Here is a 14,128-nt window from a genome sequence, read left to right on the forward strand (position 1 = left end):
TTGTACTCTCAAGATTTAAGTAACTGTACAACAACTGCCGTTAACATGCTATCGAATTGATTGTTTTTGTACTCTCAAGATTTAAGTAACTGTACAGTTTGATTCAACTTAAAAAGCCAGTTCAACTGAACTTGGCTTTTTAAAATACGCGATAAACATAAGGGTTGTCAGGCTGACCAACCTCTTTGACCTCAGTCAAATTGAGGATAGGAAGGCTCTGTTTAAGATTTTGATAGTAATCCACAGTGATGGTACCAGTGACTTTTACCCAGGTATTGTCCTTAAAGGTTTGGTCACTTCCTGTCGTCGCCAGTCCGTAAACACCTGAATCGGCGATACAGTGGATAATACCGAAACGGAAGATGAACTGATAACCCTTGGTTTGTGGGTCATTGTAGACAAAACCGGTATAGGTGACCTTCTTGCCCACAAAATCGTTAGGATAGAGGTATATGAGCTCCATGACTTCCATGTAATTTTCCGTGGTAATCTGGATGGTCTCACGTCCCTTGTACTTAGCGAGCTCTCTGGTCATTTCCTTCTCATAAGCTGAGGAGGTGAAGTAGGAGCTGGTGTCTGGCTTCAAGTACTGAATAGTCGTTCCCTCTTGGTCGGCCTGATTAGGATCGCTCCCTGCCGCAAGTGGAAAATGGTAGCCCTTAGCTGACACGGTATTGGCATCCAAGGTTACTGTTGGCACCAAGAGCCCCGTGAGGACTGGAAAGGCCAAGAGAACGATGCTGGCTACCTTGGCTACTCGACCTGACAGATGCGAGTGGACCTTCATCTGCTTCATCCAAACGATGAGTTGAACCACAGCAAGGATAAAGGAAAGCACCATGGAAATGTAGGCCAAGTAGGAGTAGTGGATGTTAATGTACTGGTTGAGCTTGCCAGAAACTTGCAAGTACATGACGAGCTCAAAATACCCAGATAAGATGAGAAAACGTAACATTAAATCACCCCCAATAGCAGACAGTAAATGATTGTCACCAGACTTGCGGTTCCTACAAAGAGACCAACAAAGCGTGTCTTAAACTGGTGTTTCATCATAATCAAGTTCTTGATATCAACCATAGGACCAATGATGAGAAAGGCAACCGTTGGTGCCACTCCGAAACTAGAGAGCAGCGAAGCCCCGATAAAGGCATCGGCCTCTGAACAAAGGGAGAGGATGAAGGCCAAGAGCATCATGATCAGGATGGCTGTCACTGAATTATGACCGATGGTCGTGAGGATACGGGTCGGTAGGTAGGTCTGCATACTTGCTGCCACCAAGCTCCCGAAAATCAAGTAACGCCCAGTGTCAAAGAACTCGTCAACCGCATGAACCAGAGCTTGAAAGACTTTCTTACCAGCTGACAAACCACTATAGTCGTGAACATGACTAGCCTTACGATTGTCCTTGAGAATCTGGTCATCCACCACAAAGCCCAGTAAAATTCCCAAAATCATGGCAATCAAGAAAGCCCCAAGGAAACGTAAAATTACGTAGTACCAAGAGTTCCCAAAGGCTGTGTATGTCGCAAAGAGAACAACTGGATTAATGATAGGAGCAGTTGCCATGAAAGGAATAGCCGTGTAGCTAGGCACTTTTTTCTCTAAAAAGCGCGTGATAATTGGAACAATCCCACACTCACAAGAAGGGAAAATAAAACCAATCAGGGTTCCAAAGAGAATAGCCAGGACCTTGTTTTTAGGAAGGAAGTTTTGGACCTTTTCAGGAGTCACAAAGACCTCGATAAAGCCAGATAGGATACTTCCCAGTAAAACGAAGGGCAGGGCTTCGATAATAATCGATAGAAAAACTGCCAGAAGCTGCAAAACGCTATCTGGTAGTTGATGAAAAATAGCCATAAAAATTATTTCTTCTTATCTTCTTGAAGACGTTTGTCCTTCTTAGGATCAGTTCCCGCCTTTTCAAAATCAGGGATAGCCGCAAAAGATGCCATCATGCTTTCAAGTTCATTTGTTTTTTTCTGAATAACTGCCATAAAAAGCCTCCGAGTTAATTAAGATACTAAGGGCGTCATTTCTGACAGAAAAGAGGGCATCAGACGAAGAAGCTCTGCTTCTAGGAAGATGCATCTATTTTCCGAAAGAAATAGCCCGAGTTCAGTTACAAAAGATACTAAGGGCGTCATTTCCGAAAGAAATAGCCCCTAACAATAGGTTTACTTTTCTATTATACTACCTCTTGCTTAAAAATTCTCGCTTCAGCTACAAGGTTTTCTGCCCAAGCAAATCTCCTCTCGTGGTATAATAGAGCTTATGGAAAATCGTAATTTAGAGACATTGGCTCAGGAATTGGGCCTAAAAAAACAACAAGTTGAAACTGTTTTGGAATTGACCGCAGAAGGCAATACCATTCCCTTTATCGCCCGTTACCGTAAGGAAAAAACAGGCAATCTGGATGAAACGCAAATCAAGGCCATCATTGATATGGACAAGTCCTTGACTGCTCTTCAAGACCGTAAGGAAACAGTTCTTGCCAAGATTGAGGCTCAGGGCAAATTGACTGATCAACTCAAGGCAGCCATTGAAGCCGCTGAAAAACTGGCAGATGTGGAAGAGCTCTATCTTCCCTATAAGGAAAAACGCCGCACCAAGGCGACGGTTGCCCGTGAAGCAGGTCTATTCCCCTTGGCTCGTCTTATCTTGCAAAATAGTCCAAACCTCAAGGCTGAAGCTGAAAAGCTGACATCTGAAGCCTTTCCAACAGCTGACAAGGCTCTCGCAGGTGCTGTGGATATTTTGGTTGAGGCCTTTTCTGAGGACAATAGCTTGCGCTCTTGGACCTACAACGAGATCTGGAACAACAGTGATATCACCTCAACCCTCAAGGATCAATCACTGGATGAAAAAGAAACTTTCAAAATCTACTATGATTTTGAGGATAAGGTTTCTAAACTTCAAGGTTACCGTACCTTAGCCCTTAACCGTGGGGAAAAACTAGGCGTTATTAAAGTAGCCTTTAAACACAATCTTGAGAAAATGCACCGTTTCTACAGTGCCCGTTTCAAACAAAAAAATGACTATATTGAGGAAGTCATCAACCAATCTCTCAAGAAGAAAATCATTCCAGCTATGGAGCGACGTATCCGTAGCGAGTTGACTGAAGCGGCAGAAGATGGTGCAATTCAACTTTTCTCTCAAAACCTTCGAAGCCTTCTTTTAGTTTCACCACTTAAAGGTAAGATGGTACTCGGTTTTGACCCAGCCTTTCGTACAGGGGCTAAGTTGGCCGTAGTTGACCAAACTGGTAAGCTCATTACAACGCAAGTTATCTATCCAGTGGCTCCAGCCAGTCAGGCTAAGATTGCCCAAGCTAAGAAAGACTTGGCTGACCTCATTAAAAAGCATGCCATTGAGATTATCGCTATTGGTAATGGAACAGCCAGTCGTGAAAGTGAAGCTTTTGTGGCAGAAGTCCTCAAGGATTTTCCAGAGACTTCTTATGTTATTGTCAATGAAAGTGGTGCCTCTGTCTACTCTGCATCAGAGTTGGCTCGACATGAGTTCCCAGACTTGACGGTCGAAAAACGCTCTGCCATTTCCATTGCCCGTCGTCTTCAAGACCCATTGGCTGAGTTGGTTAAGATTGACCCTAAATCAATCGGAGTAGGCCAATACCAGCATGATGTTAGTCAGAAGAAACTCTCTGAAAATCTTGATTTCGTCGTCGATACCGTGGTTAACCAAGTTGGTGTTAATGTCAATACGGCAAGTAGTACCCTCTTGTCACACGTGTCAGGACTCAACAAGACTATCTCTGAAAATATCGTCGCCTACCGTGAGGAGAATGGTGAGATTGCATCACGTGCTGAAATCAAAAAAGTCCCACGTCTTGGTGCTAAAGCCTTCGAACAAGCTGCAGGTTTCCTTCGTATTCCAAATGCCAAGAATATCTTGGATAATACAGGGGTCCACCCAGAGTCTTACCCAGCGGTAAAAGCCCTCTTCAAGAAGTTGGCTATCACAGACTTGGACGACTCTGCCAAGGCAAAATTGAAGGCCCTTAATCTTAAAGAAACAGCAGAAGAGCTGGGACTTGGACAGGAAACCCTCAAAGATATCATTGCTGACCTTTTGAAACCAGGCCGTGACCTCCGTGATGATTTTGAAGCACCTGTGCTTCGCCAGGATGTTCTTGAACTCAAAGATTTGTCAGTAGGACAAAAACTTGAAGGAACGGTCCGTAACGTTGTGGACTTTGGTGCCTTTGTGGATATCGGTGTCCATGAGGATGGTCTTATCCACATCTCAGAGATGAGTAAGAGCTTCGTTAACCACCCAAGTCAGGTTGTCTCTGTTGGGGACTTGGTTACCGTGTGGGTATCAAAAGTTGACTTAGAGCATGAAAAACTTAATCTCTCCTTGGTGAATCCGCGTGAATCTAACTGATTATGTTAAGACTGTTTCTATAGAAGATTTTGGTTGGGAATTTAAGCATCAAGCCTTGTGGAACAAGCGTCTCCGAACCACTGGAGGTCGGTTCTTTCCCAAGGATGGTCATTTAGATTTTAACCCAAAACTCTATGAGGAACATGGTCTTGAAACCTTTCGAAAAATCGTCCGCCACGAACTCTGTCATTATCACCTCTATTTTCAGGGCAAGGGCTACAAGCATGCGGATAGAGATTTCAAGGACTTACTAGCTAAGGTCGATGGCCTTAGATACGCTCCAAAGATGCAAGGTCAAGAGGAGAACTACTACCTCTATCAATGCCAATCCTGTGGTCGTATTTACCGTCGCAAACGCCGTGTCAATACACGGAAATTTGGCTGCGGTTTGTGTCGAGGAAAGCTCATTTTTCTAAATCAGTCCTAGGGCTGATTTTTTTAGTTTAAAAAAATCATATAATTAAATCAAAGAAATGATGGGAGAAGAAGACCATGTCAAATCGTTTTTATAAGACACGAAAAAATAGACTCGTCGCCGGTGTTGTTGCAGGTTTGGCAGATAAGTTTGGCTGGGACCTAGCTCTAGCTCGTATCTTGGCTATTATTCTCATGGTTTCAACGCAGTTTGGAATTTTTCTATACTTGGTTTTAGCCTTTCTCCTTCCTTACAAAGAAGATATTTATCCCGAAATCAAACTCAAGGATGGACGCAAACGTAAAAACGCTGAACCTGTAGAAGACGAGTGGAACTGGTAAGTAACTGTTAATATGACCTGTGATTGGCCCTGGTGCTTGTCACAGGTCTTTTTTGTTTTGAGAACCGCATTGAAAACCTTTTTATGATACAATAAAACTAGTAAATAATCGGAGGAAATAACATGACAGTAACCGTTAAAATGTTGGTTGACAGGCTTAAACTCAAGGTTGTCTATGGGAATAAGGAGCTTTTGGCAAAACCGATAACAACTGCTGATATCTCTCGTCCTGGTTTAGAAATGACAGGTTATTTTGACTATTATTCACCGGAACGACTGCAGTTGGTTGGGATGAAGGAGTGGTCCTACCTTAAAACCATGACTGAAAATAACCGTTATTCTGTTTTTACTAATATGTTTAAAGAAGAAACTCCAGCTGTTATCGTGGCGCGTGGTCTTAATATTCCGGAAGAGATGCTTCGAGCTGCTAAGGAAAATGGCGTAGCAGTTCTTCAAGGACGAAACGGCACATCGTCACTTTCAGGGGACATGTCTTGGTATCTTAACTCACAATTAGCTGAACGAACTAGTGTCCATGGTGTTTTGGTAGATATCTACGGGATGGGTGTTCTTATCCAAGGAGACTCTGGAATCGGTAAGAGTGAGACAGCGCTCGAGTTGGTGAAACGTGGGCACCGTCTAGTCGCTGATGACCGTGTGGATATCTATGCTAAAGATGAGGAAACTCTCTGGGGAGAACCTGCAGAAATTCTTCGCCATCTTCTTGAAATCCGTGGGGTTGGTATCATTGACGTTATGAGTCTTTATGGAGCCAGTGCTGTCCGTAATTCATCTCAAGTTCAGTTGGCCATCTATCTAGAAAATTTTGAAGACGGTAAGGTCTTTGATCGTCTTGGAAATGGGAACGAAGAAGTTGAATTGCAAGGCGTTAAGATTCCACGTGTCCGCATTCCTGTTAAGACAGGCCGTAACGTATCAGTCGTTATCGAAGCTGCAGCAATGAACTACCGTGCTAAGCAAATGGGATTTGATGCAACCAAAACCTTTGAGGAACGTTTGACTAACCTCATTAGTAAGAATGGTGAAGACTAATGTTAGCTACTATTGACCCTATTGCTCTAAGACTTGGCCCCATTAGTATTCATTGGTATGCCATCTGTATCGTATCTGGTCTCTTACTTGCCGTTTACCTGGCTCAGCGTTGGGCTCCCGAAAAGGGAATCGACCCTGAAAACATCCTAGATTTTATTCTTCTTGCCTTTCCTATAGCCATTGTTGGTGCTAGGCTCTATTATGTGATTTTCCAGTGGGCTTACTACAGTCAAAATCCTTCTGAAATTTTTGCAATTTGGAATGGTGGGATTGCCATTTATGGTGGCTTGATTGCTGGAGCAGCTGTCCTCTATTGGTTTTCTAAACGTCATGCCATTGCTGTCTTGGATTTTCTAGATATCGCAGCACCGGGCGTAATGATTGCTCAAAGTATCGGTCGCTGGGGAAACTTTATTAACCAGGAGGCCTACGGAAGAGCAGTTAGTCATCTGAATTATGTTCCAGAATTTATTCGCCAGCAGATGTATATTGATGGTAGTTATCGTGTACCGACCTTTCTTTACGAAAGTCTCTGGAACTTGGTCGGATTTATCATTATCCTAGGACTAAGACGCTTTAATAAGAAACTGCGTCAAGGAGATGTGACCTCATTTTACCTTATCTGGTATGGTCTTGGACGTTTTGTCATTGAAGGCATGCGTACAGATAGCCTCATGTTTGCTGGCTTGCGTGTTTCTCAATGGGTCAGCATCGTCATTATCATCTTAGGTGCTACCTTGCTCTATTTACGAAAGCAACGCCCAGAGGCAGATTATAAAATGAAAAACTAGTCATATAGCTCAGACTTTGTTATAATATAATGAAAATTATCATAACAAAGGTCACTGGAAACTGGAGGTTCTACTTCAGTTTTCTTGTAGCGACCTTTTAAAAAGGTCAAAGGAGTCCTAAACTATGGCAGAAATTGCATTTCTTATTATCGCAATCGCACTTGCTGCGTTCCTGATTGCGTTGATCCCAACCCTACTTCGTACCCGTCATGTGGTTAAAGAAGTTGAAGAAACAGTTGCTGTGCTTCGTACAGATATTAATGTCACCCTTCATCAAACGAATGAAATCTTGGCTAAGGCAAATGTCTTGGTTGAAGATGTTAATGAAAAAGTTCAAACCATCGATCCTCTCTTTGTAGCAGTAGCTGAGCTTTCAGAAAGTGTCTCTGACTTGAATACTGAAGCCCGTTACCTCGGTGCTAAAGCAAGCGCTGCAGGAGCAAGTGTTGGTAAAGCAGGTTCAGCCTTTGCTATCGGTAAGGTTGCCTCAAAACTTTTTGGTAAAAAAGACAAGAAAAAATAAGGAGGTCTTTTCATGAGTAAATTTTTAAACACCCTAATCATTGGTGCAGCTTCTGGAGCTGCAGCAGCTTACTTCTTTACAACTGAAAAAGGTAAAGCTGTTAAAACACGTATTGATGAAGAAATCGCTTCATTCAAAGAAGATCCAAAAGCTTATCAAAATCTAGTGGTGGAAAAAGCCAGCGACTACAAAGATTTGGCAGTCGATACTTTCCAAGACTATAAAACAAAATTTGAAAATGGCGACATCACTGCAGATGATTTGACAAAAGCCGTTCAAGAAAAAACAGCTCAGGTTGCTGACTTCGCAAAAGAGAGCTTTGAGCTCATCAAAGAGAAAACTGCTCAAGTAACTCCTGAGCAAGCAGATGTTGAAGCAGAAACAAAAGCTATCGTTGATGATATCGTCATTGATATCAAAGATATCTCTGAAGAAGCAGCAGAAGCAAAATAAAAAGAAAGCCCATGAGGCTTTTTTTAGTACGAAAAAAACGTTGACCAAACAGTCAACGTTTTTGTGCTTTATAATACTCGATTAGGACATAAATGCCTATCTGACCAATGACGCTGATGGTAATTGCCCAGAAGAAAGCCCAGAAGGTAGCCACCTGTGCTACCAAGAAAAGGAAGGCAACTAGGACTGTTGAAACACAGAAGCTTGAGATACGTCCAAAGAAAATCATATCTTGTAGCTTAATACTATTACTATTTAAAGTTTGATAATCTTGGTAATTCGTCGTTTGAAGACGCTCAGTCTCGAAATCTTCGATGTGATCAAATTGACGGTGTAAGTTGTCAGCCATGTCTGCCTCCTTTCTATATAAAATATCTAAATCACTTTTTCGTGTAGGTTAAAATACTTAGTCAGTATTTCACTATTTAGAATCTCATTAATAATACCATAAAAAATTTATATTGCAAAGTTTTTTTTGATTTTTGTGAAAATTATAGTATTTAAAAACTAATTTAAAATATTGAGATACATAGTTTTGAACCTAAAAATTCTAAAAAAATCAAATCATTTGTGCTATAATGTGAGTTATGGAAAAAATTGTAATTACAGCGACTGCTGAGAGCTACGAGCAAGCACGTGAGCTCCTAGAACTTGGCGTAGATCGTATTTATATCGGCGAAAAAGCCTTTGGCCTTCGTTTGCCTAAGCCTTTTTCATTCGCAGAAATGCGAAAGATTGCAGAGCTGGTACATGAGTCAGGCAAGGAATTGACTGTTGCCGTTAATGCCCTCATGCACCAAGGTATGATGGATGCTCTTCCAGACTATCTTGATTTTCTTGAAGAAATCAAGGCAGATTATATCACGGTTGGTGATGCAGGAGTTTTCTACATCTGTAACCGTGACAAACGTCCCTTCAAAATGATTTATGATGCTTCAACTATGGTAACCTCTAGCCGTCAGATTAATTTCTGGGGCAAACAGGCAGGAGCATCTGAAGCGGTTTTGGCTCGTGAGATTCCATCTGCGGAACTATTCATCATGGCTGAAAATCTTCAGATTCCAGCTGAGGTTTTGGTTTATGGTGCAAGTATCATTCACCACTCAAAACGTCCACTTCTTCAAAACTATTACAACTTTATCAAAACGGATGAAGCTGTTACCAAAGAACGTGACCTCTTCCTTTCTGAGCCAGGAGATCCAGATTCTCACTACTCAGTTTATGAAGATATGCACGGGACACATATCTTTGCCAACAATGACTTGGATATGATGACTAAACTTTCAGAACTCGTTGAACATGGTTTTGACCACTGGAAGTTGGACGGCGTTTATTGCCCAGGTGAAAACTTTGTAAAAATCACTGAGTATTTTGTGAAGGCTCGTGACCTCATCGAGGCTGGCGAATTTTCACAAGACCAAGCCTTCCTCTTTGATGAGGCTATTCATAAATTACACCCAGCCAACCGTGGTTTGGACACAGGTTTCTACGACTATGAACCTGACCGTGTAAAATAAAAATACTTCCTCCTTCGTTTGAGAGTTTTCCATTTTCAGGGAACGAAGGAGTTGTTCAAAACTTAAAATCGACAATCTTGCAAATTGGAGAAATTATGACTACAACTAAAAAACGCCCAGAGGTACTTGTACCTGCTGGAACTTTGGAAAAATTGAAAGTCGCTGTAAATTACGGCGCAGATGCTGTTTTCGTTGGTGGACAAGCCTATGGTTTGCGTAGCCGTGCCGGAAACTTTACCATGGATGAGCTTCGAGAAGGTATCGAATATGCTCACGCTCGTGGTGTTGATGTGCACGTTGCTTCAAACATGGTTACCCATGAAGGAAATGAAAAAGGTGCTGGTGAGTGGTTCCGTGAATTGCGTGACATGGGACTCGATGCTGTTATCGTATCTGACCCAGCCTTGATTGAAATCTGTTCAACCTACGCACCAGGACTTAACATCCACTTGTCTACACAAGCATCTGCGACAAACGTTGAAACCTTCCATTTTTGGAAAGAGTATGGTTTGACCCGTGTCGTTTTGGCACGTGAGGTTACCATGGAAGAGTTGGCTGAAATCCGTAAGCGTACGGATCTTGAAATTGAGGCCTTTGTCCATGGCGCTATGTGTATCTCATACTCAGGTCGCTGTACCCTTTCTAACCACATGTCAGACCGTGATGCCAACCGTGGTGGTTGTTCACAGTCTTGTCGTTGGAAATATGACCTTTACGACATGCCATTCGGCCAAGAACGTAAGAGTATCAAAGGTGAAGTTCCTGAAGAATACTCTATGTCAGCCGTTGACATGTGTATGATTGAAAATATCCCTGACCTTATCGATAATGGCGTTGATAGCCTTAAAATCGAAGGTCGTATGAAATCTGTCCACTATGTCTCAACAGTTGCTAACTGTTACAAGGCTGCCTGTGATGCCTACATGGAAAGTGCAGAAGCTTTTTATGCTATCAAAGATGATTTGATTAACGAACTCTGGAAAGTTGCCCAACGCGAATTGGCAACAGGTTTCTACTACAAGACACCAACAGAAAACGAACAACTCTTTGGAGCTCGTCGTAAGATTCCACAATACAAATTCGTTGGTGAAGTAGTTGACTTTGATCCAGCAACTATGACAGCTACAATCCGTCAACGTAACGTTATCCTTGAAGGCGACCATGTTGAATTCTACGGACCAGGCTTCCGTCATTTCGAGTGTGATATCAAAGACCTTCACGATGCCAATGGTAACAAAATTGACCGTGCGCCGAACCCAATGGAACTTCTTACAATTACTGTGCCACAAGAAGTTAAACCTGGTGACATGATTCGTTCAACTAAAGAAGGTTTAATTAACCTCTACCAAAAAGACGGTTCAAGCAAAACTGTTCGTGCCTAATGACAAGTCAAATCAATGGGCTCCTGGTAGATGATCAGAGTAGATGTCAGCACTACCATTCCCCACTAGATATTGTTGCCCTAAAATGCTTCGAGTGCCAGAAGTATTATGCCTGTTATCAGTGCCATGATCGCTTGGAGAAACATAGCTTTCGAGCTTATCCTTGTCAATTGAAGCAGGACAAGGTCCTTATCTGTGGCGTTTGTAGGCATGAGATGACAATTGAGGAGTATCAAGAGGCAGTAGCCTGTCCCAATTGTCACAGTGCCTTCAACCCAGCTTGTTCAAAGCACTATGATATTTATTTTGAAAAATAAAAAGATTGAAGATTCTGTTCACACGAACAAAGTCTTCAATCTTTTTTAGTTAAAGTAGCTATGATTTTTAAGAGCTTTTAAGACTGGCTTAGTCACCAAAGCGACGATGAGACCTTTTAAGAGGTCAGGGATAATAAAGGGTGTCAAACCAACAGCCACAGCTGCAGACCATCCCATCTTTCCGAGAAAGTGCAGGCTGAGGATACCACCGACAAATACAAGTGCATCACCCAAAACAAAAGCCACAAAGATCTTCCAAATAGGAGTCTCAGCATGCGTCAGTTTTGAAGTGATAAAGGCGAAAAATGGATAAGCCAACAAATAGCCAGCTGAAGGACCAAAGAATGCTTGGAGCCCACCGCCTCCACCTGCAAAAACTGGAAGACCAATGGCACCTAGAATCAGGTAGAGGGTAGCAGCAAGTGTCGCCTCTCTTGGTTTAAGAATGGCAGCAACAAGTCCGACAGCAAAAGTTTGCAACGTAATGGGAACTGCTCCAATTGGAATGATGATTTGAGCTAGGGCAGCAATGATGGCAGCACCGAAAGCAGGGAGTATGAGTGACAATGTACGATTTTGCGTCATTTTTAGTTAACCTTTCCTAAATAAATAGTTAACTTATTATAGCAAGTGATTTTAAAATAGTCAACCTAATAATAAAACGAGGTTAACTGATAAACTTAACCTCGTTGTGATATGATTTTTAGACGTTTGATTTCTTTAAGTTCAATCATGCTGATAATCTTATCTTGCTCGATAAAGATGGCTTGTCGCTCCCTGTCATAACGGTTGATGTAGCCCTTATAGGTCTTCTGATTGGATGTCAGCATGACCATTTGGTTATGATCGATAGCATGATAGATATCATTGATAAGCTGATTCTGCATTAGGTGGACAGGCTTGCTGTGACCTGTTTCCACAAACTGATGAAGCTGATGCTTTACGGCTTCTAAAAAGTTTATCATGGTCATTTCCCTCGTTTCTTGATAAAATAATTATAGCATGAAAGGTGAATTTTTGTGGATAACTTCATTCTAAAACAGACAATTTTCACAGAAAAAAACGAATAAAGCTAGTGGAGGTAAGCAAATGGCAGAATTTTCATTTGAAATTGAAGAAAAACTCTTGGTCTTGTCTGAAAATGACAAGGGTTGGACTAAAGAACTCAATCGTGTGAGCTTTAATGGCGCACCGGCTAAATATGACATCCGTACATGGAGTCCAGACCATACCAAGATGGGCAAGGGGATTACCCTCAGCAACGAAGAATTCCAAGTTCTCGTTGACGCCTTCAAAAACTAAAACAAGGTCAGCATGGCGCTGGCCTTATTTTTTTGTTTAAAACGTATCAAAGATAAGTTTGAGATTGAGAATGGTTAGGACAATAGCGATGGCATAACCAAGGAAGGTATTCCACTTGGCATTGACGTGTTTTCCCATGAGTGATTTCTTAGAAGTGTAGTAAATCAAAGGGAAGATAGAGAATGGCAAGGCAATTGAGAGGAATACTTGTGAATAAACCAAGAGTTGATCCAGTATCTTTTCTTGATCGCCATAGAGAATGGCTACAATGATAACAGGTAGCAAGGCGAAGAGACGTGTGAACAAACGAATTACCCACTGTGGTAACCTCATGTGGAGGAAGCCTTCCATGACAATTTGACCAGTTAGGGTACCAGTAATGGTAGAGTTTTGACCACTAGCCAAGAGTGCCAAGGCAAAGAGAGTTGAAAGTGTTGAACTAGCAACCGCACCAGCAATCTTAGAGTCCTGAAGGGCATTGTACATTTGTGAGAAAGCTGAAATATCAGAAGCGTGGCCAAAGAAGAGAGCTGCACCCAAAATCAAGAGGAGGGAGTTAACCACAAAGGCCAAAGTCAACTGAATGTTGGAGTCCCAGGTCATGAAACGGACAGCCTTTGTCACATCTTTACCATCAGAATAGTCAACCTTACGAGTCTGTGACAAGGATGAGTGCAAGTAGAGGTTATGTGGCATAACGGTTGCACCCACAATCCCAAGTGCCAAAGTCAACTGGTTGGTGTGCCCAGCAGCATGTGGCTCAAAGAGCGCTGGCGTAGGGAGATAACCCTCGAGGATTCCCGTAATACTAGGCTCAGACAAGGCTACCAGGTAGACAAAGATAACCAAGATGGTCAAAATCAAGGTTGAAACAATAGCCTCGATTTTCTTGAATCCCAGTTTCATGATGAGTAGGAGTAGGAAGACATCTAGGACTGTCACCAGAATGGCAACCATAATTGGAATACCAAAGAGCAGGTTAAGTGCGATGGCAGAACCAAGCACCTCAGCCAAATCTGTCGCCATTAAGGCAAGCTCCAGAATCACCCAAAGCGTGTATCGCAACCATTTGGGCGAGTGGTAGGCCGTCGCTTGAGCCAGGTCCATTTGAGTCACAATACCTAACTTTCCAGCCATTTGTTGCAACTGCATAGCGATTAAAGATGAAATTAAGATGACAAAAAGAAGACTATACTTGTAGGTCGCCCCACCGACGACACTGGTAATCCAGTTCCCTGGATCCATGTAACCCACGGCCACGAGAGCCCCAGGTCCCAAGAAAGCCTTAAGATTTTGCCAAAAGCGAGTATTATTTGGTGTATCTATGGATTGGTTAACCTCAGAAAGGGAAACCTTTTTTGAAGATGTCATAAACACCTCTTTCTAAGTCATTCTGCCTAAAAGTTGCATTATTTCTAGACAGACCGACAATTTTATTATAACACTATGAGGATGATTTGCAAGGTGAGGAGTACTGTGTTGTAATAAGAAATTGAGGTATTGAGATATAAAGTTGCTTACATATTATAATAATTTTTGATATCTGAAACTTTTAAGCGAAAAAATAAATACTTGATCATAGGAAGAGACTGTGTTCTATATCGAAATTATAGAATGATGATTCATCAAAT

The 14,128-nt window shown here is 42.1% G+C and carries 18 protein-coding genes; 11 read left to right on the top strand and 7 right to left on the bottom strand.

Features of this window, described 5'->3' with window-relative positions; genetic code table 11:
* Nucleotides 1-139: 139 nt before the first annotated feature.
* From HMPREF3112_RS06815 to HMPREF3112_RS11755, 3 genes are read right to left on the bottom strand one after another with little or no spacing between them, the layout of a single operon-like run.
* Nucleotides 140-955, bottom strand: a complete 816-nt coding sequence (locus HMPREF3112_RS06815; protein WP_003093491.1) for a TIGR03943 family putative permease subunit — start codon at nucleotides 953-955, stop codon at nucleotides 140-142.
* The gene (locus HMPREF3112_RS06820) at nucleotides 955-1,857 is read right to left on the bottom strand and encodes a permease (RefSeq protein WP_048674380.1); all 903 of its coding nucleotides are present in this window, start codon (nucleotides 1,855-1,857) and stop codon (nucleotides 955-957) included. The genes HMPREF3112_RS06815 and HMPREF3112_RS06820 overlap by 1 nt, the downstream gene beginning before the upstream one ends.
* Before the next feature lie 5 nt (nucleotides 1,858-1,862).
* The gene (locus HMPREF3112_RS11755; protein WP_002885949.1) at nucleotides 1,863-1,994 is read right to left on the bottom strand and encodes an SPJ_0845 family protein; all 132 of its coding nucleotides are present in this window, start codon (nucleotides 1,992-1,994) and stop codon (nucleotides 1,863-1,865) included.
* Nucleotides 1,995-2,271: 277 nt separating this feature from the next.
* On the opposite strand from HMPREF3112_RS11755, the gene HMPREF3112_RS06825 reads away from it, so the two are divergent.
* The 7 genes from HMPREF3112_RS06825 (at nucleotide 2,272) to HMPREF3112_RS06855 (ending at nucleotide 7,979) form a co-directional block, all read left to right on the top strand.
* The gene (locus HMPREF3112_RS06825; protein ID WP_048674381.1) at nucleotides 2,272-4,404 is read left to right on the top strand and encodes a Tex family protein; all 2,133 of its coding nucleotides are present in this window, start codon (nucleotides 2,272-2,274) and stop codon (nucleotides 4,402-4,404) included.
* The gene (locus HMPREF3112_RS06830) at nucleotides 4,391-4,831 is read left to right on the top strand and encodes a SprT family protein (protein WP_048674383.1); all 441 of its coding nucleotides are present in this window, start codon (nucleotides 4,391-4,393) and stop codon (nucleotides 4,829-4,831) included. Before HMPREF3112_RS06825 ends, HMPREF3112_RS06830 begins: the two co-directional genes overlap by 14 nt.
* A 65-nt stretch (nucleotides 4,832-4,896) precedes the next feature.
* Nucleotides 4,897-5,160: a PspC domain-containing protein gene (locus tag HMPREF3112_RS06835; RefSeq protein WP_002885986.1), complete on the top strand. Its 264-nt coding sequence runs from the start codon at nucleotides 4,897-4,899 to the stop codon at nucleotides 5,158-5,160.
* Between the two features lie 122 nt (nucleotides 5,161-5,282).
* The gene (gene hprK, locus HMPREF3112_RS06840) at nucleotides 5,283-6,212 is read left to right on the top strand and encodes an HPr(Ser) kinase/phosphatase (RefSeq protein WP_037603912.1); all 930 of its coding nucleotides are present in this window, start codon (nucleotides 5,283-5,285) and stop codon (nucleotides 6,210-6,212) included.
* Nucleotides 6,212-7,003, top strand: a complete 792-nt coding sequence (lgt, locus tag HMPREF3112_RS06845) for a prolipoprotein diacylglyceryl transferase (RefSeq protein WP_037603910.1) — start codon at nucleotides 6,212-6,214, stop codon at nucleotides 7,001-7,003. The genes hprK and lgt overlap by 1 nt, the downstream gene beginning before the upstream one ends.
* 124 nt (nucleotides 7,004-7,127) lie before the next feature.
* Entirely contained in the window at nucleotides 7,128-7,526 is a 399-nt protein-coding gene (locus HMPREF3112_RS06850) for a DUF948 domain-containing protein (RefSeq protein WP_002885965.1), read from the top strand.
* A 12-nt stretch (nucleotides 7,527-7,538) separates the two neighbouring features.
* Nucleotides 7,539-7,979, top strand: a complete 441-nt coding sequence (locus tag HMPREF3112_RS06855; protein ID WP_070438829.1) for a YtxH domain-containing protein — start codon at nucleotides 7,539-7,541, stop codon at nucleotides 7,977-7,979.
* 52 nt (nucleotides 7,980-8,031) lie between these two features.
* On the opposite strand, the gene HMPREF3112_RS06860 is transcribed toward HMPREF3112_RS06855, so the two are convergent.
* On the bottom strand, nucleotides 8,032-8,328 hold the full coding sequence (locus HMPREF3112_RS06860; RefSeq protein WP_037603906.1) for a DUF3270 domain-containing protein: 297 nt from the start codon (nucleotides 8,326-8,328) through the stop codon (nucleotides 8,032-8,034).
* Nucleotides 8,329-8,566: 238 nt separating this feature from the next.
* Here HMPREF3112_RS06860 and HMPREF3112_RS06865 point away from each other — a divergent pair, with 238 nt between their 5' ends.
* The 3 genes from HMPREF3112_RS06865 to HMPREF3112_RS11055 all read left to right on the top strand — a co-directional run bounded on the left by HMPREF3112_RS06865 (nucleotide 8,567) and on the right by HMPREF3112_RS11055 (nucleotide 11,195).
* Nucleotides 8,567-9,496, top strand: a complete 930-nt coding sequence (locus HMPREF3112_RS06865; RefSeq protein ID WP_037603903.1) for a peptidase U32 family protein — start codon at nucleotides 8,567-8,569, stop codon at nucleotides 9,494-9,496.
* A gap of 95 nt (nucleotides 9,497-9,591) precedes the next feature.
* On the top strand, nucleotides 9,592-10,878 hold the full coding sequence (locus HMPREF3112_RS06870; RefSeq protein ID WP_002885971.1) for a peptidase U32 family protein: 1,287 nt from the start codon (nucleotides 9,592-9,594) through the stop codon (nucleotides 10,876-10,878).
* Complete coding sequence (locus HMPREF3112_RS11055) at nucleotides 10,878-11,195, top strand: CHY zinc finger protein (protein ID WP_083278157.1); 318 nt, start codon at nucleotides 10,878-10,880, stop codon at nucleotides 11,193-11,195. Before HMPREF3112_RS06870 ends, HMPREF3112_RS11055 begins: the two co-directional genes overlap by 1 nt.
* A 45-nt stretch (nucleotides 11,196-11,240) precedes the next feature.
* On the opposite strand, the gene HMPREF3112_RS06875 is transcribed toward HMPREF3112_RS11055, so the two are convergent.
* Together HMPREF3112_RS06875 and HMPREF3112_RS06880 are read right to left on the bottom strand one after the other, a co-directional pair.
* On the bottom strand, nucleotides 11,241-11,780 hold the full coding sequence (locus HMPREF3112_RS06875; protein ID WP_070438836.1) for a biotin transporter BioY: 540 nt from the start codon (nucleotides 11,778-11,780) through the stop codon (nucleotides 11,241-11,243).
* 95 nt (nucleotides 11,781-11,875) lie between these two features.
* A complete protein-coding gene (locus HMPREF3112_RS06880; protein ID WP_004182773.1) occupies nucleotides 11,876-12,160 on the bottom strand; it encodes a hypothetical protein in 285 nt (94 codons plus the stop codon).
* Between the two features lie 124 nt (nucleotides 12,161-12,284).
* On the opposite strand from HMPREF3112_RS06880, the gene HMPREF3112_RS06885 reads away from it, so the two are divergent.
* Nucleotides 12,285-12,497, top strand: coding sequence for a YdbC family protein (locus HMPREF3112_RS06885; RefSeq protein ID WP_002886106.1), 213 nt, complete (start codon nucleotides 12,285-12,287; stop codon nucleotides 12,495-12,497).
* 36 nt (nucleotides 12,498-12,533) lie between these two features.
* Here the strand turns inward: HMPREF3112_RS06885 and HMPREF3112_RS06890 are convergent, their stop codons facing one another.
* The gene (locus HMPREF3112_RS06890) at nucleotides 12,534-13,868 is read right to left on the bottom strand and encodes an Nramp family divalent metal transporter (protein ID WP_070438838.1); all 1,335 of its coding nucleotides are present in this window, start codon (nucleotides 13,866-13,868) and stop codon (nucleotides 12,534-12,536) included.
* Nucleotides 13,869-14,128 lie beyond the last annotated feature (260 nt).

The organism is Streptococcus sp. HMSC10E12, assembly GCF_001807855.1.
GTDB classification, from domain to species: Bacteria; Bacillota; Bacilli; order Lactobacillales; family Streptococcaceae; genus Streptococcus; species Streptococcus salivarius.

Excerpts from the sequence above, each read along its gene's own strand:
- HMPREF3112_RS06815 (WP_003093491.1), bottom strand. The coding sequence starts at position 955 with ATGTTACGTTTTCTCATCTTATCTGGGTATTTTGAGCTCGTCATGTAC.
- HMPREF3112_RS06820 (WP_048674380.1), bottom strand. The coding sequence starts at position 1,857 with ATGGCTATTTTTCATCAACTACCAGATAGCGTTTTGCAGCTTCTGGCA.
- HMPREF3112_RS11755 (WP_002885949.1), bottom strand. The coding sequence starts at position 1,994 with ATGGCAGTTATTCAGAAAAAAACAAATGAACTTGAAAGCATGATGGCA.
- HMPREF3112_RS06825 (WP_048674381.1), top strand. The coding sequence starts at position 2,272 with ATGGAAAATCGTAATTTAGAGACATTGGCTCAGGAATTGGGCCTAAAA.
- HMPREF3112_RS06835 (WP_002885986.1), top strand. The coding sequence starts at position 4,897 with ATGTCAAATCGTTTTTATAAGACACGAAAAAATAGACTCGTCGCCGGT.
- hprK (WP_037603912.1), top strand. The coding sequence starts at position 5,283 with ATGACAGTAACCGTTAAAATGTTGGTTGACAGGCTTAAACTCAAGGTT.
- lgt (WP_037603910.1), top strand. The coding sequence starts at position 6,212 with ATGTTAGCTACTATTGACCCTATTGCTCTAAGACTTGGCCCCATTAGT.
- HMPREF3112_RS06850 (WP_002885965.1), top strand. The coding sequence starts at position 7,128 with ATGGCAGAAATTGCATTTCTTATTATCGCAATCGCACTTGCTGCGTTC.
- HMPREF3112_RS06855 (WP_070438829.1), top strand. The coding sequence starts at position 7,539 with ATGAGTAAATTTTTAAACACCCTAATCATTGGTGCAGCTTCTGGAGCT.
- HMPREF3112_RS06860 (WP_037603906.1), bottom strand. The coding sequence starts at position 8,328 with ATGGCTGACAACTTACACCGTCAATTTGATCACATCGAAGATTTCGAG.
- HMPREF3112_RS06865 (WP_037603903.1), top strand. The coding sequence starts at position 8,567 with ATGGAAAAAATTGTAATTACAGCGACTGCTGAGAGCTACGAGCAAGCA.
- HMPREF3112_RS06870 (WP_002885971.1), top strand. The coding sequence starts at position 9,592 with ATGACTACAACTAAAAAACGCCCAGAGGTACTTGTACCTGCTGGAACT.
- HMPREF3112_RS11055 (WP_083278157.1), top strand. The coding sequence starts at position 10,878 with ATGACAAGTCAAATCAATGGGCTCCTGGTAGATGATCAGAGTAGATGT.
- HMPREF3112_RS06875 (WP_070438836.1), bottom strand. The coding sequence starts at position 11,780 with ATGACGCAAAATCGTACATTGTCACTCATACTCCCTGCTTTCGGTGCT.
- HMPREF3112_RS06880 (WP_004182773.1), bottom strand. The coding sequence starts at position 12,160 with ATGATAAACTTTTTAGAAGCCGTAAAGCATCAGCTTCATCAGTTTGTG.
- HMPREF3112_RS06885 (WP_002886106.1), top strand. The coding sequence starts at position 12,285 with ATGGCAGAATTTTCATTTGAAATTGAAGAAAAACTCTTGGTCTTGTCT.
- HMPREF3112_RS06890 (WP_070438838.1), bottom strand. The coding sequence starts at position 13,868 with ATGACATCTTCAAAAAAGGTTTCCCTTTCTGAGGTTAACCAATCCATA.